Raw genomic sequence first — 4074 nt, forward strand, 5'->3', positions numbered from 1 at the left:
AAGACCAATTTTAGCCAAGTAACGACTGATGAGATCCTAGCAGCACTTGAACTAATTAATCAACGACCATTAAAAATACATCATCAACAGACTGCCATTGAAAGATTTCGGGCTTGTTCGGATTAAACTTGTAATTTGCCTCACTAAAATATTTGGTATACAATCGAGAAACTAAGGACCGAATTTGATAGATCAGAAAGGGCATTTTTATGGGGTCTTGATTATTAAAGTCTGAAAAAATGATATTTGACAAATATGGTTTAAAGTTTCGTGGATTGTGGGAACATTCATACCTTTTCATATTGGAGATATAGTTAGCATATATGTATTCATACTCACCCTGTGGCCTTCCAGAAAAAACAGATGGTGTTAACCCTAGACTTTCAAGGTACTATCTTAGCATTTGAAAAAGGACCCTTAGAGCAACAGTTTTCTAAACTGTAGGTTGCGAGTTCAATTCTCGCAGGGTTCATTGAGAGGAGGCTTATTTGTGCCTATATCTAAACGTAAAATGTGGATAGAGCTTATTATTAACGGATTACTGTTAATAACTCCTTTACTGTTAATAATCAATGGCATCGCTGGGCTAGCCGAAAATGATCCTAATCATCCAGATGCTTTAATTCTTATGGGCGTGCTAATACTAGGCATACTTGGATTAGTGATGACGGGGCTGACAGTTTTTAGACTTTTTAATCGTGGCTGGCATGGCATAGCACTTTACCAAAAATTATTGGCTATACTCTATTTTGTCTGTCTAATAATCGGCGGGTTCGAATGGTTACTTTTTACAGAGACTATTCCACCTAATTGGTATCTACATTAGTACTTGGTTATCACGAACCTTTAGCTCAGTTGGTTAGATCAGATGGCTCATAACCGAGTCCAACAAGGTCCATTTAGTCCCCTCTATGGGGACTTCTCTTAACACTCAAAAAGAACATACGTTTTATTATCCGGGTGGTTGGTCATGGGTCCGAGTCCTATGTAATCAGTTGATTCACAACTTAAATATGGAGGTTGCTATTATGACAACGTTTGAATTAGAAGAATACTTAGAAGCAAATAGTCAGATTGTCGACACCTTTCGAGATAAATACGCCGCGTTCCTAAATGAGCAAAACGCAGACCGCCCCACCAATAAAAAGTGGAGTAGTCTGCGCATTAAAAATGAGACCAGCAGTGCTGTCATCAAATTCATTAGCAATATCCAAGCCAAATTGAGTTCAGCCATGAAGCCCCGTCAGCAAAAATCTTATGATGGCTGGGTTGATTATATGGAACGCAATGAAACCATCGATAGCTTGGAAGAATCCCTAATGGATCTGGATTTTGTTTAAATGGTAGATTTATTAACTTTAATCGATCGCAAATCACGGTTCCTTTGGGCATATCGGTTAAAGGACCGAACGACAGCGAGTGTTAATGAAGCACTGACTAAGTTCCTAACAACTTTTAATGGACCGGTGCACAGTTTTACTGTGGACCGTGGTACTGAGTTTAGTGGGCTAGTATCATTTGAATCACAATATGGTATTAAGACCTATTACTGTCATGCTTATACGCCAGCTGAACGTGGTAGCAATGAACGCTTTAATCGGAATTTACGTTATTTTTATCCTAAGGGGACTCGTTTTGAGCACATTAGTGCTCAAGATTTAACGACGACGTTACTCCAAATTAACCAGAGACCGCTTAAAATACTTGACTGGAAAACACCGTATCAGGTTATGCTGACCAATTTGTCCAAAAATTCGGATTAAATTTGCAATCTACCGCAATATCACGTACAATGCCGGACACACAATTTTACTACCATTGATGCTGTTAGTTGGTGGATTGCTGACAAATGATACATTTCGCATGATTGGTTTAATTTGGCTGATTCATATTTATATGGACAGAATGCTTGGACTTGATTTGCGAGGATAGATTTTAGCCTAATCTGGAGCCGATTCAAGGATGAATACTAATAATCAAAAACTAAAATGACAGCCAGAAAAAGGAAGATGGACTCCTAATTCTATGGCTGTCATTTTTTGAATAACAATGTGTAAAAATCTGAAATATACTGAAATTTTAAATTTACAAATTCCGTCAAACCGCTTGGATTTAAAGACTTTTAAAATTAAATAAAAACTGCATATGCGCTCCCCGAGAGTCGAACTCGGATCATGAGGACCGAAATCTCATGTGCTATCCATTACACTAAGAGCGCCTTACAACTTAATGATAAGCCACTTTTTTAGTGCATGCAAACACAAAATCTATTGACCCATGGCAACTTTGCCAGCTTGCTCTTCTAAATAGAAGAAGACTGCATCAGGATTAGTTTTGAAATCAGTCACAAAATCAGTGCCCATTGGCGTAACTTCCCGCATAAAGCCACCAGTAATGGCATACACGTTAAGCTTGCCATCTTCTAGTTTAGCTGAATCATAATGACCTGCCTCGGCGTGTTCTAAATAAGCTTGAAACGACTGCAATACGGTATCCATAATAACCGATTCAACGGTTACTGTTTCACCCTTTTCGTTAAGCTCGGCCACCTTGGCCTCAACTTCGGTCATATCTACTGGTACATCAATTTCCAATTTAATTTACCCTCTTTATAAAGTTTTCTGAAATTTTCATAGAATTTTTCTAATTTAAACTGTAAGTTTTGCGAACTTGCGTTAAAATTAAATCAACTGTATCCAATCGTATTTTACACGACTGAATGCGATTTAACTACCCGGAAAGGAGTATCATTGTGGACGCTCAAGATAAGTACTTAGCTCTTTCGACGTACGTTGCAATTTTGCACCGACAGCTACAAAGGGATATGAACCAATTACTAGTTGAAGACAAACTACCCGTTAATATGACCGAGATTTATCTAATGGTGCTCATCATGGAAACTGATGGCGTCAACCAACGTCAAGCTGCAACAACATTGGCAGTTGATGAAGGATTAATGACCCGGATGGTTAAGCATTTGGTGTCCCTCGGTTTTATTGAAAAAACGGCTTCAGCTGAAGACAAACGAAACAAGCTACTGACGCTTACGGTATCTGGCGAAAAACTGTTAGACCACGGCCTCGCTCGTTTCCGTAAATGGTGGGAAACCTTCATCAACGATGTTGATGGCCTCGACATCCAAAAAATTGGCAGCGAGGTACAACAAATTTCTAAGGCGGTCGTTCAAAACGACACCCTTTCAAACCAAGTTGATGCTAACGCCATTGAAAAATAGTCACTAGCTAAGATAGTAGGAGGGACTGTCATGACAAAACCCGTTTTTTCCATTCAAGAAGCTCGTGAAGCTGATGCCTATACCATTAATGAGGTGGGCATCCCCTCTGCCGTGCTCATGGAGCGCGCCGCTTTGGCGGTTGCGAACGAACTGCAAACGAACGAAGCGTTTGATTTAAGCAAAACGTTAGTCGTCGCAGCAACCGGAAATAATGGGGGCGATGGTTTAGCAGTTGCACGTTTACTGTTCGTTCAGGGACTTGATGTCACTGTCCTACTACTTGGTAACGAAGCTCACGCAACTGTGGAAACCCAACGTCAGCTTAAAATTTGTCGTCATTATCGCATTCCCATCGTGACGACGATTGCCGATTTTGCAGCCTTTACGACGATTGTGGACGGTATCTTTGGTGTTGGCCTTGCCCGGCCGGTCGAGGGTGCGTTTGCGGAAACAATTCAGGCAATGAATGCTAGTCCTGCGAACATTATGGCGATTGACGTGCCGTCAGGATTACAAGCCGATACGGGTGAAATCCTCGGTACTGCCATTCAGGCCGCTACAACCGTAACCATGGCAGCCCGAAAACTCGGCTTTACCGCCAAGAGTGAACCCAATACTGGCCACGTTATTGTTGCGGACATTGGTGTCTATCAGCCGCACTAGCTAATTGAATAAACCTCAGTAATAGAGCACGAGCCCAGCTCGCGGTCTATTTTGTTGTGGCAAATTCTATAATTAATCCGAACAGAAATTAAAAAGCCCAAAGCAATCACTTACAATGGTAGTAGCTAATTCCAACCAATATAGGGAGTGATTACTTTTGGTACATCTACTTTATC

The 4074-nt window shown here is 40.7% G+C and carries 6 protein-coding genes, 2 tRNA genes and 2 pseudogenes; 8 read left to right on the forward strand and 2 right to left on the reverse strand.

Going from position 1 to position 4074, the window contains the following annotated elements:
- From LOSG293_RS09425 to LOSG293_RS10360, 6 genes and pseudogenes are all read left to right on the forward strand, one after another.
- A pseudogene (locus tag LOSG293_RS09425) lies at positions 1 to 126 on the forward strand (IS30 family transposase); the annotation flags it as partial.
- Positions 127 to 411: 285 nt separating this feature from the next.
- A tRNA-Arg gene (locus LOSG293_RS09430) sits at positions 412 to 472 on the forward strand.
- Between the two features lie 18 nt (positions 473 to 490).
- Positions 491 to 826 (forward strand): hypothetical protein, encoded by a 336-nt coding sequence (locus LOSG293_RS09435; RefSeq protein ID WP_051907288.1) that lies wholly within the window; start codon positions 491 to 493, stop codon positions 824 to 826.
- Positions 827 to 1028: 202 nt separating this feature from the next.
- A complete protein-coding gene (locus LOSG293_RS09440) occupies positions 1029 to 1340 on the forward strand; it encodes a hypothetical protein (RefSeq protein ID WP_034529730.1) in 312 nt (103 codons plus the stop codon).
- Positions 1341 to 1349: 9 nt separating this feature from the next.
- A pseudogene (locus LOSG293_RS09445) lies at positions 1350 to 1763 on the forward strand (IS30 family transposase); the annotation flags it as partial.
- A gap of 19 nt (positions 1764 to 1782) precedes the next feature.
- On the forward strand, positions 1783 to 1932 hold the full coding sequence (locus tag LOSG293_RS10360) for a DUF4260 family protein (RefSeq protein WP_369404163.1): 150 nt from the start codon (positions 1783 to 1785) through the stop codon (positions 1930 to 1932).
- A gap of 214 nt (positions 1933 to 2146) precedes the next feature.
- On the opposite strand, the gene LOSG293_RS09455 is transcribed toward LOSG293_RS10360, so the two are convergent.
- Positions 2147 to 2218 (reverse strand) — tRNA-Arg (locus tag LOSG293_RS09455).
- Positions 2219 to 2267: 49 nt separating this feature from the next.
- Positions 2268 to 2594: a hypothetical protein gene (locus tag LOSG293_RS09460; RefSeq protein WP_051907289.1), complete on the reverse strand. Its 327-nt coding sequence runs from the start codon at positions 2592 to 2594 to the stop codon at positions 2268 to 2270.
- A 158-nt stretch (positions 2595 to 2752) separates the two neighbouring features.
- On the opposite strand from LOSG293_RS09460, the gene LOSG293_RS09465 reads away from it, so the two are divergent.
- Both LOSG293_RS09465 and LOSG293_RS09470 read left to right on the forward strand, forming a co-directional pair.
- Positions 2753 to 3235, forward strand: a complete 483-nt coding sequence (locus tag LOSG293_RS09465) for a MarR family winged helix-turn-helix transcriptional regulator (protein WP_051907290.1) — start codon at positions 2753 to 2755, stop codon at positions 3233 to 3235.
- Positions 3236 to 3265: 30 nt separating this feature from the next.
- Positions 3266 to 3898, forward strand: a complete 633-nt coding sequence (locus tag LOSG293_RS09470; RefSeq protein ID WP_034529732.1) for an NAD(P)H-hydrate epimerase — start codon at positions 3266 to 3268, stop codon at positions 3896 to 3898.
- Positions 3899 to 4074 lie beyond the last annotated feature (176 nt).

The organism is Secundilactobacillus oryzae JCM 18671 (genome assembly GCF_000740055.1).
Lineage (GTDB): Bacteria > Bacillota > Bacilli > Lactobacillales > Lactobacillaceae > Secundilactobacillus > Secundilactobacillus oryzae.